The sequence below is a fragment of the Clostridium thermarum genome (genome assembly GCF_006351925.1).
GTDB classification, from domain to species: Bacteria; Bacillota; Clostridia; order Clostridiales; family Clostridiaceae; genus Clostridium_AU; species Clostridium_AU thermarum.
The window spans coordinates 857,604-875,605 of record NZ_CP040924.1; the positions used below are offsets into that span (position 1 = coordinate 857,604).

Here is an 18,002-nt window from a genome sequence, read left to right on the forward strand (position 1 = left end):
TATTTTCTTGTTTGTCTAAATATGAAGTTTTGATACATAACATGAGGGGGTGGAACCGCTCCGGCTGCCATTGAGCTTAGGAGTGGGAGTTGTTTTGAGTAAAAAATTATTCAGTGCTATAATATCTTTAGGATTAGTGTTTACTATGAATGTTACCGTGCTTGCGGATACCATAACGGAATTACAGCAGCAAAAGCAGGAGCTGGTAGAACAGCGGGATGATGCAAAAAGACAAAGAAAAGCCTATGTTGACTCTTATAATGCAACGAAAAATGAGGCAGAAGATATAGAAATAGCTTTACAGCAGCTGGACTCAAAGATTGAAGGACTTCTTATGGATATTGAGCAAAATAAGAATGACCTTGCGGTAACAGAGGCTAACATAGTCGAAACAGAAAAAGCAGTTGCAGAGGCAGAAGAGGCCTTGAAACAGCAGCAGGAGCTTTTAGATGCCAGAATGAGAGCTATGTATAAGAATGGTACCAATGGATATGTGGGTATAATTCTAAAGGCAAAGGGATTTACAGATTTAGTAAACAGAGTAGAAGCAATAAATAAAATGGCCAGCTTTGATAAAAAAGTTATTGAGGAAATGGAACAAAAGAGACAAGACCTTGATGACAAGAAGAGACAGTTGGAAGAAGAAAAGACCAGAATAGAAACTCTGAAAGCTGAAAATGAAGCAAAGAAGGCAGCTTTAGATGAGTCAAAGGCAGATCAGAAACTGCTGCTGGCGCAATATGAAAAACAAATGGACGAGTTTGACCAAAAAGTTGACTACTATTTTAATTTAATAAATGATCTGGACGCTAAAATCAAACAAAAGGAAAGAGAAATCTCAACTGCCATCTCTAATAGTAAAAAACCCTCAAGAGGTGAAGTCAATTATTCTACCGATGAGGTAGTTCAGTATGCGTTAACCTTTAGAGGTATAAAATACAAATGGGGAGGTAATACTCCACAGGAAGGTTTCGATTGTTCCGGATACGTAAGATATGTATTTGCTCACTTTGGTGTATATTTACCTAGGACAACCTATACACAAATAAATGTGGGAACCCCAATATCCAGAGACAACCTGCAACCTGGTGACCTAGTGTTCTTTGGCTACGGAACCCCTCATCATGTAGGAATATACATTGGTGATGACTGTTATATCCATGCCCCACAAACCGGTGATGTGGTTAAAATATCACCGTTAAACAGAAAGGACTATATGGGAGCACGAAGGGTTAAATAAATGGCTCGTTGATAGATCCGCATTTGAATAACAATGGAAGGAAAGTGCGAAGCACTTTTTCAATTAGTAATGAGTGATGAGTAATGAGTAATTATGGATGAAATTCAGCGGAGCTGAATTTCTGCTAAAATTACTAACTACTCATCACTAATTACTCAGTAATAAAAAAACTGCGTTTCAACGCAGTTTTTTTATTACTTATCAGCTTTTAATTCGTTTAAGCAATGTTTGCAGATGTTCTTTCCTTTGTAGTTTACAACATCTCTGGCATCGCCACAGAAGATACATGCTGGCTCGTATTTCTTTAGAATTATCTGCTCGCCATCTACATATATTTCTAAGGCATCCTTTTCTGCTATATCCAAAGTTCTTCTTAGCTCTATTGGAATAACTATTCTTCCTAATTCATCTACTCTTCTTACTACACCTGTTGATTTCATTTTATGTTCCTCCCTATATACATCTTTCGACACATTTGCAATTAAATTATAGCAAATATGTCATTAAAAGTCAATTGTTTTTTATTAAGCTTTTCAACAAATTACAAATTTCTTCAACAAATATTACATAAGGTAATATACTACCATATAATTGAAATGTCAATATTTATTATGAATAGTTCCTTTTATTGCATATTGTTAAAAAACGTTGAAAATACTAGGGTTTAAAGTTTCTCATTGTCAAATAGATAATATTTACCACAAAAATGTAATATTGTCATAAAAATTTACAATATAAAATAGTAATTATATGGATTACATACAGAATATTTTGTCGAATAAGTATTGATTCAAAGTTTTATTAATAATAATTTCAAGTAACTGTATGAAATTAACTTCTTGTTATAATAAAATAAATAAAAAAAGGTGTAAAATGACATCATTAATAGAAAATAATGGCTGTAATTTAGCCAGGTATCTTCATTTTATATACAAGAAAAAAGGTGAGTGTAAAAAAATGTAATATTTTTATTATTTATTTTCATTATATCTTCTATATTTCTATACTTAATTATTGCCATTTTTTGTTGTGGTTATACATTAGTGATGTTGTATAATTTAAGTTGCTTAAAGAAAAAAAATAGTCTAAAATATGTTATGAGGTAATTACAGGAATGGAGGATGATTATGGCTAAAAGAAATTTTTTTGAAAGTCCCTTGTATACGATAACTAACTACATATATTGGTTTTCGATTACAAATATTTATTTTATTTTGACAAACTTGTTATTACTATTATTTTTATTAACACCCATTGATCCGGCGGAAGTTAATGCCAGTTATTTTGTACTCTTTTTTATAGCTGCTTTGCCGGTAGGTCCATCACTCACAGCGCTTTTTTCGGTTATGGGAAAATTAGTTAGGGAAAAAGATCTTAACACTGTTACAAAAGATTTCTTTAGAGCCTATAAGCAAAATTTTAAACAATCATTTCTTATATGGTTTCTCGGAACACTGATGATAGCAATAATGCTGGTTGATATTCAGTTTTTTTCAACAAAGGAGAATGGTGTTATTCCAATAGCCATATTTAATGGTTTAATAATAATAATGATAATATTATCCCTATATGTATTTCCTATAGTTTCACGTTTTTACTTAAAGACTTCTGATGTAATAAAATTATCATTTTATTATGCTGTAAAGAAATTTAAGATAACCGTTATGAATATAGCTGCCATTGTTGTTGTGATCTTCCTTATTAAAAAATTTCCTTCTGTTTCATTTTTCTTCTTTGCAAGCGTTGCATCATATATAATCATGTACTATGAGAAGGACATAATGAAGGAAATAGAAGATAGAATAACCAGTGCTTCTGGACAAGAAAAGGAAGATGAAGACAGCAACTCAATGAACGATGATATTGATGAAGACATTGAGGCAAAAGAAATAGAGAATAATTTATAATATAGTGAGTTTTTAAAAAGCATGTTTGAACATGCTTTTTTCACTTTCTTTTGAAAAAAATGTACTAGATTTAAGACAATAATCGAAAACTATAAACTGATATACATGTTTTTGTATTTTGATATATGATTTAACTTGTAATAAGTTTAAATATACCTTATAATATAATTAAAGAATACTAATTATTAATCAATATGATGTAAAGGCTTAATAAGTTTTAATAATAAAGGGAGATGAGTTTTATGGAAAGACCAAAATTCAATATGGACTATATTAGACAACTTGCCAAGTCCGTGTCAGAAAATAATTTGGTTCCATATGAAGACTTGCCTAAATATGACTTTTTTTTATCACAAGTTATCGATTATTTGAACGATAAGTTTTCAGAAGAAAAGTATACTAGCAATATTGTACAAAATTATATAAAAAGTGAAGTGATATCAAAACCTGAGGATGGAAAAAAGAGAGGTTACACAAAATTACATCTGGCTCAAATGGTTTTATTAAGTTACATGAGACCTGTACTAACTACTGAAGAAATTAAAAAGGTCTTTCGACTTGCTTTTAACGAAATCAATGATAGGACCGATGATATAATTTCGTGGGAAGATGCATACAAAATATTTTCAGAAATCCAGGACCACAGTTTCGATGAATTTTTGAATGCAGATTACTTTAATGAAACCAAGTTACATGAATTCATAAAAGAAAATAATTTGACAGAGGACGAAGAAGAACGGATATTGGTCTTCCTTGTAGTTATGATCCTGATAGCTCAAGCAAGTGCTATCAAGAAATTGGTTCAAAAAATAGTAGCAGAATATAAAGCAGAGTAAGAAATCGGGGAGTGAATCCCCGATTTCTTGTGCTTTATTAGCAACTATCATCATCCGTAATTACCTCAAAGGAACTTCCGAAAAATCCTTTAGTGCAGATGATTTTAGCATCATTAAAATTCAGTGTTCTTAGTGTCCTCCGTTTTTTCCGTGTTTAATTTTATTTTGTTTCGATTATAAAAGAGAGGTATACTATTATTATCTTAAATTATTGAGAACTTATAAGATTCAGATGAAGCAAAATAATAACTAAAAAGGTTGATTTAAAATGACAAATTCAAACGAAATAAGAATATCCGTCAGAAATCTGGTGGAATTTATCTTAAGAGGCGGCAATTTGGATACCAGGTTTATGACATCAGGCAGAGCAGTTGAAGGAACAAGGCTTCATCAAAAGCTTCAGAAATTGAATAAGAAAAAGTTTAGTGAAATAGGTTGGGAATATCTTGCAGAGGCAGCTCTTGTTTATAAGTTTCAGCAAAAGGGAATAACTTTTAGTGTAGAAGGAAGAGCTGACGGTATAATATTGCCCGGAAAAGACGATGATAACAGCAATGTGGTTATTGATGAGATAAAAACTACCACACAGAAATTAGAACATATTGATGAAGAGTATAATACGCTTCATTGGGCCCAGGCTAAGTGTTATGCATATATCTATGCCTTACAAAATGAAAAGTCAGATATGGATGTTCAATTGACCTACTGTGATGTGGAAAATGAAGACATAAAGGTATTTGTCAAGACCTATAGCCGGGAAGAATTAGAAGATTTTTTCTTGAGTCTGATAGATAAATACTATAAGTGGGCCAGAATGTCAGAAGACTGGATTTTGCTAAGGAATAAGTCAATTAAGGGGCTTAAATTTCCATTTGAAAGCTACAGGAAAGGTCAGCGGGAGTTAGCTGTTTCTGTGTATAAGACCATAGCTGAGGGAAAAAGAATATTTGTACAGGCACCAACGGGAATAGGGAAAACTGTTTCCACAATCTTCCCTGCGGTAAAGTCAATGGCAGAAGGCCATGTATCCAAAATATTTTATTTAACTGCAAAGACCATAACCAGGCAGGTGGCAGAGGAAGCTGTGAAGAAGATGAGGGATGGGCAATTGGCGCTTAAGACTGTGACCTTGACAGCAAAGGAGAAAATATGCTTCAGTAAGGGATCAGTCTGCAATCCGGAACAGTGCATCTATGCAAAAGGACACTTTGACAGGGTCAACGATGCTATCGAAGATATAATTACAGCTGAAGATGAATTGACCAGAGAAAAGATAGAAAGTTACGCCCTTAAGCACAAAATTTGTCCCTTCGAATTTTCTTTGGATTTAACCTTGTGGTGTGACTGCGTTATTTGCGACTATAATTATGTCTTTGATCCAAGAGTGAGTTTAAAAAGATTTTTTGAGACTAAAGGGGATTATGCTTTTTTGATTGATGAAGCTCATAATTTAGTGGATAGAGCCAGAGAGATGTATTCTGCCAAACTTTCCAAGTCCCCCTTTCTAAAATTGAAAAAAATAATGAAGGAAGTTGAAGGGAGTATTTCAAGGACTTTAGGGAAACTTAATACTTATATGCTTTCTTTAAAAAAGTCCTTGGATAGAGAAGGGTTTTTGGTTCAAAAGGACCTGCCTGAGGATATGTATCCGCTTTTAAGAAAACTTGTTAAGGTGTCAGAAGACTGGCTAGCAGCCAATGAAGGAAAGGAAGGCCACGAAGACCTGCTTCAACTGTACTTTGATGTGTTGGCCTTTATAAGGGTTTGGGAACTATATGATGATAACTATCTTACCTACGTAGAGGATAGTGGTAATGATGTCACAATAAAGCTCTTCTGTATGCATCCGGGAAAACTCATAAATGAGCATCTGGACAAAGGAAGGGCAGCAGTGTTATTTTCTGCAACACTGACTCCTATGTCATATTTCAAGGACATACTTGGAGGGAAGGAAAATGACTATGTAATAAAACTTCCTTCGCCCTTTCCACAGGAAAATCAGTGCCTGCTGATCGCCGATACAGTTTCCACCAGGTATAGACATCGTGAGAACACCTTTGATATTATAGTTGAATACGTATTTAGGATGATAAAAGCCAAGCTGGGGAATTATATGATTTTCTTTCCTTCATACAAATATATGACAGATACCTTCAACCGTTTTGTTCAAAAATATAGTGACATAAAGGTTATAATGCAACAAGGTGAGATGGATGAGAATGAACGAGATGAATTCCTTAAGGCCTTTTCAGACAATCCCCAGGAAAGCTTAGTCGCCTTCGTAGTTTTAGGAGGTATTTTTTCAGAAGGCATAGATTTAAAGGGCGACAGACTGATAGGTACCGCTATAGTAGGTGTAGGGCTTCCGCAGCTCTGCTTAGAAAGAAATATTATCAAGGACTATTTTGATGAAGTCAATGATATGGGCTATGATTATGCTTATACCTATCCTGGCATGAACAAGGTACTCCAAGCAGCCGGGAGGGTAATCAGATCAGCAGAGGACAGAGGGGTCGTCCTGTTGATAGATGACCGATTTACATCTTACCAATACAGGCCGCTTTTTCCTGAACATTGGAAACACGCCAGAATAGTAAGAAATACTGAAAATTTTGCGTTGATGCTGAAAGAGTTTTGGGAGGTTGAATGATTAATATAAAGCTTTGCAGTAACTTGGGAGGTCAAGATGAAAGCTAAGGGTTTTAAAGCAGTATTTGCCAGAATAGTGTCAGTGTTTTTGACAGTTCAATTATTTAATATAGGAGTATTTGCAAAAGAGGATGATGTTACCCAAAAGCCAGATTCTGCAAATAAGGAAGAAAAAGTAGTGTATTTAACCTTTGACGATGGTCCGATACCGGGAATTACAGATAAAATCCTTGATGTGCTTGCAGAGCATGAAGTAAAGGCCACCTTTTTTATAGTAGGTAAAGAAGTGATTGGAAGAGAAAGTGAACTTAGAAAAATCTATGAGAAAGGGCACAGTATAGGCTTGCACACCTACAGCCATAAATTTTCAAAGATCTACAAAAATGATGAAGCCTTTATAGAAGAGATGGATCAAACGGGGGAACTGGTTGAGAAACTCTTAAACTATAAGGCACAGGCCATAAGGTTTCCGGGAGGCAGTGACAAAATTCTTTCCTATGAACTACTGGATAAACTCCATGACAGTGGCTACAGAATATATGATTGGAATGCAGATTTAGGTGATGGAGTAAATGGAGCAGCTTCTGTTGAGAAGTTAATTAATAATGCAAAAAAGATAAAGGGTGACAAAAATAATGTTTTTTTATTGGCACATTGTAACTCCAACAATAAAAACACCTTGAAGGCACTGCCTTACATTATCCAATATTACAAATCCGCCGGCTATACTTTTAAGCCTATAGAAAAGGATACAAAAGAATATTACTATAAAATCAAAAAAAGACGAGTTGATTAGGATGATGAACGATGAAAAAATTAGATAGAGATTTTTACAGCAGAGACACCTTGGTAGTGGCTCAAGAACTGCTTGGAAAATATCTTGTCAGAAGACTTGGAGATTGTCTTCTTATAGGTAAGATAGTTGAGGTAGAAGCTTATATGGGGGAAAAGGATAAGGCAGCCCACTCCTTTGGCGGGCGAAGAACTGCCAGAAATGATGTTATGTATGGAGAAGCTGGTCATATATACGTATATTTTAATCGATTATGCAGAAGAAGCACGATTTTATCCTTGGAGATTTTATATAAAAGGCAATCCATATGTATCAAAACTTTAATCTCTTGTTGAGGGTATGGTGACCTTGTAAAAAATAATTGATAAAACAGTTAAAGTATGTAATCAACCTGACAGTTATTGCATACTTTTCTTTATAGGACACTTCATATATAATATATGAAGGAGATGACAATTAAATCTTTTAATGAAAGGTTAAGAATTATCAAAGGGGGAAAAGGTATGGACAAAAGCTACATAATAATTGGCTTGATTTTATTAGCGGTGATACTTTTAGTAATATCCTTATTTAAAAAAGCCGTAAAGCTGGCAATATTTATCTTATTGGTTATTGTAGGAATTGGACTAGTAGATATATTTGTATATGGGGTATCACCTATAGATGAATTTAATGCTTATGTCACTAATTTTAAGTATGGCAAAAGTATCGCCGGGTTAACTGGCAAGATTAGCACTTCTGTTGGAAATATTAAAGAAGTATTGGAAACAAATAAGCTGAATGAAGAGGCTGTAGATACACTAAAGCAGGAAAACAAAAATCTGCATAGTTACAGAGAAGAGTTAAAGCAGTTGGAACATAGCAGTAAACTGGATGGGTTTCACAGTGCTTACACCGGTTATCTGGATACAATAATTTCTATTTCAGATTCTACTGTGAAATTATCTTCCGCTAAAAATGGCACTATTGATAATGTTCAAGACTTGCTTGATAAGATAAAGGGAGCTGTCAATAATCTAACCGCTTTAAAGCGTTAATGATTACCAAAGTGGTTACATTTGTTAATAAATGTTGATAGATAGTAATTAAATTTGAAAAAATATTATAATTATAATAAAATATTAGTGATTTTGTTGATAGTTAGATATATAATAATATTTATAATTAATAAGTGTGATAGGGGGACTAGAATTGCAGCTAAAAAAGACATATACGATTCCAGAAGACTACAAAAATATCTTTGGTCTAAAGGAGACAGAAAGGGGTATAAAGCAAGTTAAGGATTTTTTTGAAAGAGAATTAGCTAAAGAATTAAATTTACTGAGAGTATCCGCACCATTATTTGTTAAGAGAAGTACCGGTATAAATGATAATCTGAATGGAGTAGAGAGACCTGTTAGCTTCGATGCATTGGACGCTGAGGGAGACTTTGAAATAGTTCAATCTTTGGCAAAGTGGAAGAGAATGGCCTTATATAGATATGGTTTTGAACCGGGAGAAGGCCTATACACTGACATGAATGCCATTAGAAGGGACGAAGTGCTGGATAATATTCATTCCATATATGTAGATCAGTGGGATTGGGAAAAGGTAATTAACAAAGAAGATAGAAATTTGGAGACCTTAAAGTCTACCGTAAGAAAGATATACAGTGTTTTCAAACAAACAGAAAGCTATGTAAACTCACTATATCCTGAAATTGAAAAGATCTTACCGGAGGACATATATTTTATTACTTCTCAAGAGCTAGAGGATATGTATCCTAAAATGACTCCAAAGGAAAGAGAAAATATAATCAGCAAGGAAAAGGGCGCAGTTTTTGTTATGCAAATAGGTGATAAGCTAAAGTCAGGAGAAAAGCATGACGGTCGTTCACCGGATTATGACGATTGGAAGCTTAATGGAGACATACTATTCTGGTACCCTGTATTGGGAATAGCTTTAGAGTTGTCATCTATGGGGATCAGAGTTGATGAAGAAGCCCTTAATTATCAACTTGAAGTTAGTGGCTGCCAAGATAGAAAAGAGTTGGAATTCCACAGACGTCTATTAAATGGAGAACTTCCATATACTATGGGCGGAGGAATAGGACAGTCCAGAATATGCATGTACTTCCTGAGAAAAGCCCACATCGGTGAAGTTCAGTCCTCAGTATGGCCTGATGAAATGGTGGACTTCTATAGGAAGAATAACATAATACTACTTTAAGTTAATGAGTAATGAGCAATGAGTAATAAATAGTTATGTAAGGAATTCAGCGGAGCTGAATTCCTTACCTTTTAAATAAGATTTTTCGTAGTGAAACGATGAAAAATTCACCATAATTACTAATTGCTCAATACTAATTAGTAATTATAGAAAAAAATGCGTTTTACGCAGTTTTTTCTATCAAGCATATGCTTTGCGCAGAAATGCCTTCACCGGAGCCGGTAAAGCCCAGGCCTTCCTCTGTAGTGGCCTTTATGCTGATCCTGTCAATATCCAGCCCTAGTGTTTCAGCTATGTTTTGACGCATACTGGGGATGTGTGGGGCCATCTTTGGCTTTTGGGCAATAATTGTGGCATCTATATTTACTACAGAGTAACCTTTGTCCTTAAGTAACTCCCCAACATCTTTAAGCAATAAAAGGCTGGAAGCGCCTTTATATTTTACATCCGTATCTGGAAAGTGCTTTCCTATATCCCCCAAGGCAGCAGCTCCCAGCAGACTATCCATAACAGCATGTAGAAGTACATCGGCGTCAGAGTGCCCTAAAAGTCCTTTTTCATATGGAATATCAACACCGCCTATTATTAGTTTTCTATCTTCCACTAACCGATGTACATCATAGCCCATACCGATTCTCATTTTATCATTGCCTCCTATAATGTGATTTTGTTTTATTATAACATACAATGTGGTAATTTACGTGAAAAAAATTAGGCCCATATTGAAACAGGGCCTAGAGGAACTAAATATTTAGAGGGTTAACGTTTACATTGTTTTCTTAAAATTATAAACACCATTTTCCGGTTTACTATTAGAGGAGAAGGTGAACATGTTTTTTAATTTATTATAAAATGATCTAACCATACCGACATTTTGTGTTTTAGGACTACTTTTCTGTGTTCTGCTATTGAAGTCTACATATATTACCTTATTATTCATATAAGACACTCCTTTGATATTAGTAGTCAGCTTATGTATTTCACCAAATTACAGAATATTCTGTCTATACTTATATAATAGCATAAAAACCGTATATTGTTAAGTGTATTATATGAAAAATTACGTATACAGCAGATATAAAATAAATATATAATTAATATACATATATGGACTTTAATAAGTACCAATGGATGGAGGGATCATTATGAGACGAAGGACCTTTGGCATACTATTGATATTAATCGGATGTATCATCATTGGTATGGCATTTTATATAAGCTATATGGGAGAAAGAAAACAAAAAGAGCTGCTTGCAGAATATGAAAGAGTGCTCTATAAAATTGGACAAGATACTATGGAGGATAATGGCGCTGCTTCTTCCGGAGATGAAAGAGATGCTGTAGCTGTTGATAATAACCTAGAGAATAATCCGGAGGAAGTAAAATCAGCAGGGGAAAATAATAAGGCTATTGCCATATTAGAAATTCCGAGAATTGAATTAACGGTGGCCGTAGTCCAAGGCACTGAGCCTAAAGATCTAAAATATGCGGTGGGTCACTTTGAAAATACAGCCATGCCTGGAGAAAATGGAAATTTCTGTGTAGCTGGTCATAGAAGTTATACTTACAGTGAGTATTTTAATAGGCTGGATGAATTAGAAAAAGGGGACAAGATTATAGCTAAGACGGAAAAAGGTACCTTTGAATACGAGGTATATGAAAAGACGGTAGTTGAGCCAACAGAAGTAGCCGTATTAGAGCCAACCAAGGAGGCGACCATAACCCTGGTAACCTGCACTCCCATTAGAGTAGCAACCCATAGATTGATAATCAAAGGGAGATTGATGCAATAGACGGGGCTTTAAACAAAATTATACACAAGTTATCAACAACACTGTGGAAAATGTAGATAACATGTAAGTGATAAGAAAATTTCTGAATAAATTAAATGAATTCATTAAAGGAAATTAATGGTATTGACAAATGATTAACAAGAAACTAACAAGTTTTACACAGCATACCTGTGGATAATGTGTATCATTTACATTTTTTATAGTTTTGTTAAACATATGAAATATAAAAGTGGTATAAAAAGTAATATGAAAGATTAATTACAATAATTACCTGCTTTAAATTCACAAGTATTCCACAATGGGTATGAATAAAGTTCAATACAACTGTACATAATTTCATCAGAATGAGTAAATAACTTACAAAGGAGAACCATCTGATGAAAAAAAGGTATACCAATTTAATACTTGTTATAGTTTCAGTGGTGTTATTTTTAGGAACAGTTGCAATTTGCTTTTACGGAGAGTACAACTATAGAAAAAGTTATAAAAGTAATGTGAATAACGCTAAAGAGGTAAGGATTCAGCTTAAGGAAGTTTCATAAAGGGAAGTCAATGGAGGCTTCCCTTTATCATTATTTCAATTTGTTTTATAATTTGCGGATTTATTTAAGGACAATTGGGAAATTTAATAAGGAGGTGATCGGAATTGATAAAAAAAGTCTGGATAAGCTTACTGATATTGTGGGCGTTCAATGGCAAAGTAGCCACAGCAGCCAGTTTTGGAGTTATTGAAATTTTTGATATAAATAATGAAACAGTAGAAAAAATAATACCTGTAGATTACGAGGTTCAAAAACTCACGGAAAATTATATTTATGGAATAAGTGGATTGTATCCTAAGTTTAATCCAATACCTGACAGTGGATTTGCGGTAAAGGTACCTCTGGCACCAGCGGTTAGGGCAGAGGTTACCGGCAAAAAAATGAACATAGACCAAGTGATTATTATGTTCCCTGAAAATGAGAAACCATTTTTGCTCATATTCGAGGAAGATGATAAACTGAGTTGTTTCAACTTTAAGGGAGATAAAGAGTTCTTGCTGGAAAGTCTGGAATATGAACCGAAAGTGAGGGTTGATACCGGCTAGTCAAAATCAGAGAGAGTTGAACCTTCTTTGGTCTTGATTGAACCTGATATAAGTCTGTTTATTTCTTTAAGTTCTTCCTCTGTCAAATTACGCCACTTACCAATAGGAAGGTTCTCTAATTTTACATTCATAATTCTGACCCGCTTCAACTTAGTAACCCTGTAGCCAAATACCTCGCACATTCTTCGTATTTGTCTATTTAAGCCTTGAGTCAAAATAATTCTGAATACATATTTACCTTCTTGTTTCACCCAACACTTTTTAGTAACCGTTCCAAGAATTCTTACACCAGAGGCCATACCCTTGATAAATTCCGGAGTGATAGGTTTATCTACCGTTACTACGTATTCTTTTTCATGATTGTTGCCTGCTCTTAGTATTTTATTTACTATGTCGCCGTCATTCGTAAGAAAGATAAGGCCTTCTGAGTCCTTATCTAAACGTCCGATAGGGAATATACGTACAGGATGCTTAATAAAATCTACAATATTACCTTCAACCCTATGTTCTGTGGTACAAGTAATACCAACAGGCTTATTAAAGGCTATGTAGACCATCTTTCTTTTGACTGTTATTAATTTGCCATCAACCCTTATTTGGTCCTTGGAACTTACTTTCATTCCCTGAACAGCCTTCTGGCTGTTTACCGTAACCCGCCCCTGCTCAATCAGGGCATCAGCTTCTCTCCTGGAGCAAAATCCACTTTCCCCCAAGAACTTATTTAAACGAATAAATTCACCCTTTTCAGCATGAACAATTATATCTTTTGATTTATTCAATATTTTCACCTCATGAAGACAATTTACTTTTAACTTTCATATGAATAGATTTTATGGTCTTTTCTATAAAATTATACAATAAACATAGTGGGATTGTAATACTTAATTCGTTATAGAAATAAATCTGGAAGTTTGATAATCTACATATTGAATTATACTATAAGAAAGAATATAATTAATTTATACCTTGTAGGGGTATTTGTATGAGTTTTAAACAACTTTATTAAGGAGGAAATATAATGCAGGAAGTAATAGTATACACATCAAACTCTTGTCCGTATTGCGTTGCTGTAAAGGACTATCTAAAGCAGAAGGGCGTTTCTTACGAAGAGAGGAATGTTACAAAGCCTGAATATAGAAAAGAATTGATGGCATTAGGATTTATGAGTGTACCTGTAATAAAAATAGATGAGGATATTGTTAAAGGCTTTGATATTAAGGCCATAGATAATCTACTTGGACTATAAGACACAATGGGGAACTAAATGGGATATTGCAAAACATAAGGAAATGACGGAACAAGTTTAATTGACAATGGACAATTGCCCATTGTCAATTATAAACTATAACATTGCATTGTGACGCAATGTTCTAGCTTAGTGCAGCAGTCCGTTTTTATTCTTCTTCTGAAGACAGATTTATCCCATTGAAATTAATAGTAACAGATAACTTATTGTCCTCTATGTATTGCTTAGTCTTTTCAATATTAGGATAATCAGCAGTACCACCGGATATGTAGATAACAGTGGTGCTTTTTTCATCTATATAGTTCTGTGAAACGGCAGCTTCTAATAAAGAGGAAAGTACTGAGTCAAGAGATCTGTTAAAGGTTTTAATGCCTTTATTTAGGTCATAACTAGTTGGATTAAGAGCGGTTGAAGTAATCACTTTATCCCATTTATTTGTCTCAATGGTCATAGATAGCTTTCCTTGAATTACAACGGTTCTACCTTTGAGATTATAAAGATAGAAGGAAGTAATCAGGGTCAAAGTCAGTACAGCAATAAAAATCCTTGCGGTGACTTTGAAATAGTCTCGCTCTTTTGTTATTTGTCCTGAACATAACTCCCCCATTGAAGTATCACCATTATTTTTAATGAAGGCAAAAGTACCACATGAGGTCAATATGTAACACCCATTAGCTTTAACCTTTAATACTAAGCCTGCCAAAGTATCACTAGAGGTATCTTTCTCTTCAGGATTAGTATCGGTGATTTTTTTTTCTCTTGTAAAGGGTTCAATAGCTTTGATATTCATAAAAGAATAGATATGGCTATAGTTATTATGAATAATTATAAAATAGGCCATTAAGTAATTTGACCATCTTTCAAAAAACTTCTGAGGCTTCCCGCTTATTGAACTGAGATTTTTATAAGGGAGCAATCTGTGCACTTTTATCCAATTAGCAAAACGTTCATTTTCACTGCAAATTATTGCAAGGTTCAGTAATTCATCTTTTATTACTGGCCGTGGGGTTTCCTTGGCCAGATTTTTTAATGATACATTATATATATACAGTTCTTTAATAAACAATGAAAGTTCTTTCTTGTACAATGATAATTTTGTAACATCATAGAGCACAGCTTTATTATCATGTACAAACTTATACCTGCTCTTCTGCATGATATACTTTATGTCCACACTACTACCCCCCATAAGAAGATAAGCTAATACTATTTTATCATTAGAACGAAATTAAAGAAACCCTATACTATAAAAGCCATAGGATTTCTTTACACTTATTATTCCTTATTAGATTTATTTTTAGTATTGATTATCTTGGAGTTGGACTTATAATTTTTGTTAAAAGATTTTTTATTATTGGATATATTTGGGTTGTCTTCCTTTTTCTTCTCATCCTCATTCTTTTTCTCATTACCAGTGTTGACTTTATTTTCTTTGGTATCTTTTATTTTATCATCTATATTATTATTGTCCTTATTTTTATCCTTGTCTTCCTTATCCTTTAATTTATCCCTATCTTTAATTTTGTCCTCTTCAACTTTGGACTTATTTTTGCTACTATTGTCTGATGAAGACTTGCTGCTATTTATATTTTGATCTTTTTCAGGCTGCTGTTGAGCCTCCGTAGACTGAGAGGTTTTATCATTAGCTATAATTTGAAAGTTAATCTTTTCTTCCTTCAGGGCTTCTTTGAAATGCTCCAGTGATGAATCGGAAACCGTCCTACCTTCTATAGTAATTTTTACAATATTGTCGCTTGTAGAAGCTTCATCGATAAATTTATCTTCTTTAGCTTCAGTAACAAGGGCTTCCAGGCCGCCATCTATGTTCATATTTGTGACCTTTACTGAGTTTAGGAGTTTTTTTCCATCTTCATTTATAGGTTCTGCCTTTACAATTCGGTCCCACATATTTACATGCAGCTTTACGGAAGGATTAATTTCAACGGTTACGGCATAAGCCGGCATATAGTAACTATAGAGTCCTCCGGAGAAGAGGATAAATGCCATAGAAGCGGCTATTAGTGGCATTTTCAGCCTTGGTGCAGCATATAGCTCACCGGTGTAGATTTCACCAATGGAAGGAGAAGTACCTTTGTATTTTACCTTTACAAACTCACCTGAAGGGGCTAGAAGGCAGACATATCTATTTTTAATTTGTGTAACAATTCCTGACTTTTTCATACTATTCACCTGCTTTTATATTTAAATAAGATTTGATGTAGGGATATTCGTCACTAGACAGAATAAGTATTAATGCTAGCAGATATCTTCTCCATTTCTCCAGAGTCTTTTTTTTGGCGCCGGTAAAAAGACAAATTTCTTTGATGGGGAGAAGTTTTTTAGTTTTGATAGTTTGAAGAATACTTTCATTGCTGCTGCAGGCTGCGGCAAGGTTTAGTAAAGAATTCCTGGTATCAGTATGACTGGGAGAGCAATCAGCTAGAACATTGAAATCTAAACCATACTTTGATAATTCTTTAGAAAATAGGGCTATCTCTTCTGCCCTGCGGGAATTTTCCACCTCTAAGGTAAACTGATCCATGGACAACTTGCTATCTATATAATCGCCGATGGATTCAGCATCGTCAAAAGATAGCAAGGGATTCTGACCATTTTTTCTAAAGTAATCAATTAAAGCATTTCTGATAATAACTCTGCAATAAGCAAAGAAATCACCTTTTGAGTCCTCGTATGTATCACAAGCTTTATTAAAGGCAATAAGTGCGATACTGAGCTCATCATCATTCTGCCAGCTGATACTTCTCTTGCATACATTATAGGTAGTTTTATATATAAAGTCTCTATTTGATTCAATAAATGCATCTCTGTTAGTCAGATTAATATATTTAGTATTCACGAAGAGTCACCTCTTATCAGTTAATACGTATTATATTAACAATTTGAGAGGGGCTTGGTCAAATAAAAATTCTGGAATAATGACCTCCCTAAATTTTATTCCTACTCCGTATATATAGGTAAAAGAGAAAAAGGAGGAATAGAAAATGAAAAAAGTAACCTTTGCAATATTCACATCTGCTTTCTTTATCTTATCAAACTTAGGAGTGAGAGTACATGCTGACGAGGTGAACAATTACACAGAGACAGCCGGTGTTACTCCTAATGAGTTTACTTATAGGATTGACAGATTTTTTGAAAAGGTAAGTATTACTTTTACTTTTTCTGATAGTGGAAAGATAAAAAAGCTGCTACAATTTGCTAAGGAAAGATTAGCAGAATCACTAGTCATGGCAGAACAAAAAGAGGTGGAATTATCCGAAGAAGCACTAGTAGAATACCATGAAACCCTAAGCGATGCACAGGACAAACTTCAAGAAGAAATTGGTGAAAATACAGAAGAGGAAAATATAGATAAAAACATTGAAGAAATTGCCGAAGAAGGCAGTGAAGTAAATAATGATACTCAAACAGAGATAGATGAGGTTCATCAGGTAATTGAAGAGGTTCAAGAGGAAACTGAGAAACAATTAGAGGAAGTCGAGCAACAACTACCTGAAGAATCGCTAGATATAATAGGAGAAATAAAGGCTCTTCAAGCTGTCAGAAAAGAAGCTTTACGAGCAATGGTTGATGCAAGACATGAACTCAATGGAGCAAGGCAAGCATATAATGCTTCAAGAGTAGCCTTAAATAAGGCAGAAAAATCAGGGGATGAGGAAAAGATAAAAAAGGCAGAAGAGATATTAAGGGCTGCGGAGGAAACCTATAACACAGAAAGGACAGAGTATAAAACTGCTTTTCAGGAAAAACAGACAACCATTAAGGAAACAAATGAAGCAAGAAAAGCTCTGATTAAGCTGATAGGGGAAGAAAAGGTTGAGGATAAAGTTATAGCTGATAGCAAAATTACTGAAGTAGAAAAAACTAACGTAGTTAAGGACGTATCAGATGCTAAAGAAACTAAAGCTGATCAAGAACCTGCAGCAGAATCCGTTAATCAGGCTGAACCAGTAAAAACAGAAACTATTAACAATGTAGATAAGGAAAATGATAAAAAAGCAAAGGAAGTAAATACTAATAAAGCAAAGGAAGTAAATACTAATAAAGAAATAAATAAAAACATAAAGCCAAATAATCAAGCAAAATCTAAAGTACTCAAAAATCAAGAGAAAAATAAAAAATAATAAGAAATAAATGAAAGGCACTGATGGTTTCAGTGCTTTTTCTTTTCCAAATGGATTCCTTACAGGTACATAAGCATAATATATATTATAGCCGACGAAGG

Annotated in this window: 18 protein-coding genes and 1 pseudogene; 13 read left to right on the top strand and 6 right to left on the bottom strand. The window is 34.1% G+C overall.

Annotated elements, in window-relative coordinates; genetic code table 11:
* The first annotated feature begins 94 nt into the window (after positions 1–94).
* Positions 95–1,240, top strand: coding sequence for a C40 family peptidase (locus FHY60_RS03655; protein WP_139903564.1), 1,146 nt, complete (start codon positions 95–97; stop codon positions 1,238–1,240).
* A 194-nt stretch (positions 1,241–1,434) separates the two neighbouring features.
* Here FHY60_RS03655 and FHY60_RS03660 read toward each other — a convergent pair whose 3' ends face one another.
* Entirely contained in the window at positions 1,435–1,680 is a 246-nt protein-coding gene (locus FHY60_RS03660) for an AbrB/MazE/SpoVT family DNA-binding domain-containing protein (RefSeq protein ID WP_139903566.1), read from the bottom strand.
* 687 nt (positions 1,681–2,367) lie between these two features.
* On the opposite strand from FHY60_RS03660, the gene FHY60_RS03665 reads away from it, so the two are divergent.
* The 7 genes and pseudogenes from FHY60_RS03665 (at position 2,368) to asnA (ending at position 9,633) form a co-directional block, all read left to right on the top strand.
* Positions 2,368–3,147, top strand: coding sequence for a YesL family protein (locus FHY60_RS03665; RefSeq protein WP_163215724.1), 780 nt, complete (start codon positions 2,368–2,370; stop codon positions 3,145–3,147).
* 242 nt (positions 3,148–3,389) lie between these two features.
* Positions 3,390–3,983: a DUF1836 domain-containing protein gene (locus FHY60_RS03670; RefSeq protein ID WP_139903570.1), complete on the top strand. Its 594-nt coding sequence runs from the start codon at positions 3,390–3,392 to the stop codon at positions 3,981–3,983.
* A gap of 268 nt (positions 3,984–4,251) precedes the next feature.
* A complete protein-coding gene (locus FHY60_RS03675) occupies positions 4,252–6,633 on the top strand; it encodes an ATP-dependent DNA helicase (protein WP_139903572.1) in 2,382 nt (793 codons plus the stop codon).
* A gap of 36 nt (positions 6,634–6,669) precedes the next feature.
* The gene (locus FHY60_RS03680) at positions 6,670–7,428 is read left to right on the top strand and encodes a polysaccharide deacetylase family protein (RefSeq protein ID WP_139903573.1); all 759 of its coding nucleotides are present in this window, start codon (positions 6,670–6,672) and stop codon (positions 7,426–7,428) included.
* A gap of 11 nt (positions 7,429–7,439) precedes the next feature.
* A pseudogene (locus tag FHY60_RS03685) lies at positions 7,440–7,670 on the top strand (DNA-3-methyladenine glycosylase); the annotation flags it as partial.
* 258 nt (positions 7,671–7,928) lie between these two features.
* The gene (locus FHY60_RS03690) at positions 7,929–8,462 is read left to right on the top strand and encodes an MreC domain-containing protein (RefSeq protein ID WP_139903577.1); all 534 of its coding nucleotides are present in this window, start codon (positions 7,929–7,931) and stop codon (positions 8,460–8,462) included.
* Positions 8,463–8,616: 154 nt separating this feature from the next.
* Positions 8,617–9,633: an aspartate--ammonia ligase gene (asnA, locus tag FHY60_RS03695; protein ID WP_139903579.1), complete on the top strand. Its 1,017-nt coding sequence runs from the start codon at positions 8,617–8,619 to the stop codon at positions 9,631–9,633.
* Between the two features lie 163 nt (positions 9,634–9,796).
* On the opposite strand, the gene ispF is transcribed toward asnA, so the two are convergent.
* Positions 9,797–10,273, bottom strand: coding sequence for a 2-C-methyl-D-erythritol 2,4-cyclodiphosphate synthase (ispF, locus tag FHY60_RS03700; protein WP_139903581.1), 477 nt, complete (start codon positions 10,271–10,273; stop codon positions 9,797–9,799).
* A 505-nt stretch (positions 10,274–10,778) separates the two neighbouring features.
* Here ispF and FHY60_RS03705 point away from each other — a divergent pair.
* The 3 genes from FHY60_RS03705 (at position 10,779) to FHY60_RS03710 (ending at position 12,513) form a co-directional block, all read left to right on the top strand.
* Complete coding sequence (locus FHY60_RS03705; protein ID WP_243122215.1) at positions 10,779–11,426, top strand: class D sortase; 648 nt, start codon at positions 10,779–10,781, stop codon at positions 11,424–11,426.
* 377 nt (positions 11,427–11,803) lie between these two features.
* Complete coding sequence (locus FHY60_RS17785; protein ID WP_163215726.1) at positions 11,804–11,968, top strand: hypothetical protein; 165 nt, start codon at positions 11,804–11,806, stop codon at positions 11,966–11,968.
* Between the two features lie 104 nt (positions 11,969–12,072).
* The gene (locus FHY60_RS03710) at positions 12,073–12,513 is read left to right on the top strand and encodes a hypothetical protein (protein WP_139903583.1); all 441 of its coding nucleotides are present in this window, start codon (positions 12,073–12,075) and stop codon (positions 12,511–12,513) included.
* Here the strand turns inward: FHY60_RS03710 and rluF are convergent.
* Entirely contained in the window at positions 12,510–13,301 is a 792-nt protein-coding gene (gene rluF / locus FHY60_RS03715; protein ID WP_243122216.1) for a 23S rRNA pseudouridine(2604) synthase RluF, read from the bottom strand. The genes FHY60_RS03710 and rluF overlap by 4 nt on opposite strands.
* A gap of 230 nt (positions 13,302–13,531) precedes the next feature.
* Between rluF and FHY60_RS03720 the strand changes: the two genes are divergently transcribed.
* Complete coding sequence (locus FHY60_RS03720; RefSeq protein ID WP_139903586.1) at positions 13,532–13,759, top strand: glutaredoxin family protein; 228 nt, start codon at positions 13,532–13,534, stop codon at positions 13,757–13,759.
* Positions 13,760–13,907: 148 nt separating this feature from the next.
* Here FHY60_RS03720 and FHY60_RS03725 read toward each other — a convergent pair whose 3' ends face one another.
* The 3 genes from FHY60_RS03725 to FHY60_RS03735 all read right to left on the bottom strand — a co-directional run bounded on the left by FHY60_RS03725 (position 13,908) and on the right by FHY60_RS03735 (position 16,616).
* Positions 13,908–14,933 (bottom strand): anti-sigma-I factor RsgI family protein, encoded by a 1,026-nt coding sequence (locus tag FHY60_RS03725; protein WP_139903588.1) that lies wholly within the window; start codon positions 14,931–14,933, stop codon positions 13,908–13,910.
* A 101-nt stretch (positions 14,934–15,034) separates the two neighbouring features.
* Complete coding sequence (locus FHY60_RS03730) at positions 15,035–15,940, bottom strand: anti-sigma-I factor RsgI family protein (RefSeq protein WP_139903590.1); 906 nt, start codon at positions 15,938–15,940, stop codon at positions 15,035–15,037.
* Position 15,941: 1 nt separating this feature from the next.
* Positions 15,942–16,616 carry a sigma factor gene (locus FHY60_RS03735; RefSeq protein WP_139903592.1) on the bottom strand — a complete coding sequence of 225 codons (675 nt, stop codon included), beginning with the start codon at positions 16,614–16,616 and terminating at the stop codon, positions 15,942–15,944.
* A 145-nt stretch (positions 16,617–16,761) separates the two neighbouring features.
* On the opposite strand from FHY60_RS03735, the gene FHY60_RS03740 reads away from it, so the two are divergent.
* Entirely contained in the window at positions 16,762–17,901 is a 1,140-nt protein-coding gene (locus tag FHY60_RS03740; RefSeq protein WP_139903593.1) for a DUF5667 domain-containing protein, read from the top strand.
* The last annotated feature ends 101 nt before the right edge of the window (positions 17,902–18,002 follow it).

Excerpts from the sequence above, each read along its gene's own strand:
- FHY60_RS03660 (WP_139903566.1), bottom strand. The coding sequence starts at position 1,680 with ATGAAATCAACAGGTGTAGTAAGAAGAGTAGATGAATTAGGAAGAATA.
- FHY60_RS03665 (WP_163215724.1), top strand. The coding sequence starts at position 2,368 with ATGGCTAAAAGAAATTTTTTTGAAAGTCCCTTGTATACGATAACTAAC.
- FHY60_RS03670 (WP_139903570.1), top strand. The coding sequence starts at position 3,390 with ATGGAAAGACCAAAATTCAATATGGACTATATTAGACAACTTGCCAAG.
- FHY60_RS03675 (WP_139903572.1), top strand. The coding sequence starts at position 4,252 with ATGACAAATTCAAACGAAATAAGAATATCCGTCAGAAATCTGGTGGAA.
- FHY60_RS03680 (WP_139903573.1), top strand. The coding sequence starts at position 6,670 with ATGAAAGCTAAGGGTTTTAAAGCAGTATTTGCCAGAATAGTGTCAGTG.
- FHY60_RS03690 (WP_139903577.1), top strand. The coding sequence starts at position 7,929 with ATGGACAAAAGCTACATAATAATTGGCTTGATTTTATTAGCGGTGATA.
- ispF (WP_139903581.1), bottom strand. The coding sequence starts at position 10,273 with ATGAGAATCGGTATGGGCTATGATGTACATCGGTTAGTGGAAGATAGA.
- FHY60_RS03705 (WP_243122215.1), top strand. The coding sequence starts at position 10,779 with ATGAGACGAAGGACCTTTGGCATACTATTGATATTAATCGGATGTATC.
- FHY60_RS17785 (WP_163215726.1), top strand. The coding sequence starts at position 11,804 with ATGAAAAAAAGGTATACCAATTTAATACTTGTTATAGTTTCAGTGGTG.
- FHY60_RS03720 (WP_139903586.1), top strand. The coding sequence starts at position 13,532 with ATGCAGGAAGTAATAGTATACACATCAAACTCTTGTCCGTATTGCGTT.
- FHY60_RS03730 (WP_139903590.1), bottom strand. The coding sequence starts at position 15,940 with ATGAAAAAGTCAGGAATTGTTACACAAATTAAAAATAGATATGTCTGC.
- FHY60_RS03740 (WP_139903593.1), top strand. The coding sequence starts at position 16,762 with ATGAAAAAAGTAACCTTTGCAATATTCACATCTGCTTTCTTTATCTTA.